The sequence below is a fragment of the Oleiphilus sp. HI0086 genome (assembly GCF_001635225.1).
Genome location: NZ_LWFZ01001000.1, coordinates 1 through 874, shown reverse-complemented (window position 1 = coordinate 874; position 874 = coordinate 1). Strand labels below are relative to the sequence as shown.

Here is an 874-nt window from a genome sequence, read left to right as displayed (position 1 = left end):
TTTGCTGTCGTTGGATTTAAAACATTCTGAGGAGCTATTAATTGATCAAAGAAAGCTAATTCCGTTCTCTGTATTGCTAAGAAATATAAGGAGTGGAAAGTTAAGGTTAAGGTTTGACTCAGGGAATCGTATATGGGCCATAGTGAAAGATTCTCAAACAATGTGGTTGACCACTAAGGACTTTATTAATCAAGTGCGCTGGGCAGGATGTGAGCAGGAAGATCGGTTTGAATTCTTGTTGGGCGCTAATTCCGTGAAAGCAGCAAGGCACGAACAGAACGTAAGAGTTAAAATCTCAAATAAGAACAAAGCACGTTTTGCTTCGCTTTGGGAGCTGGACAGCGGTGTTGGAGCAGAACTGATTGGTAGCAACTTGAATCCTGAGAACGGATTAAATAATAATATTCTGACTTTAGATTTCGCTAATTCACTTATTCAGAAGAAAATATTTATTTCATTGTTGCTTGATGAAAGGCTTTCTATCGACGGAGAGCAAGAGAATTTTACTCTAGATCAATTTCTGGAGGAGGTTGTGCTTAACGAGTTGGTTAGCGGCAACGGGCAGTTTTGTGCCTATACGGTTTATAACAAAGAGGCTCTTTAGATACGGATAACAACAAGTTAAAGCACTTGTCAAAGAAACTCAAACAGCGAATCACTGGGAGCGAAATTGATGGAAGCTAAAAATGGTAATGGATTGTTTGTTATTGACGAGAGGGGCAAATTTTATTTTACAGCGCAAGGTAAGGAGCAGCTTAGTGGGTTGTTCGAATTGGCAGGAATTGATTTTGATAATATCAGAAGCTTTGATGATTACATCAGAGCCCGAGAACACGCTTCCCCATATTTTGGTTTGTGGCTCAAGAAATACTGT

General features: G+C 39.5%; 1 protein-coding gene and 1 pseudogene. Both read left to right on the top strand.

Annotated elements, in window-relative coordinates; genetic code table 11:
* Positions 1 to 142 precede the first annotated feature (142 nt).
* Complete coding sequence (locus tag A3756_RS18045) at positions 143 to 604, top strand: hypothetical protein (RefSeq protein ID WP_156490576.1); 462 nt, start codon at positions 143 to 145, stop codon at positions 602 to 604.
* Between the two features lie 69 nt (positions 605 to 673).
* Positions 674 to 874 (top strand): annotated as a pseudogene (locus A3756_RS18040) (hypothetical protein); the annotation flags it as partial.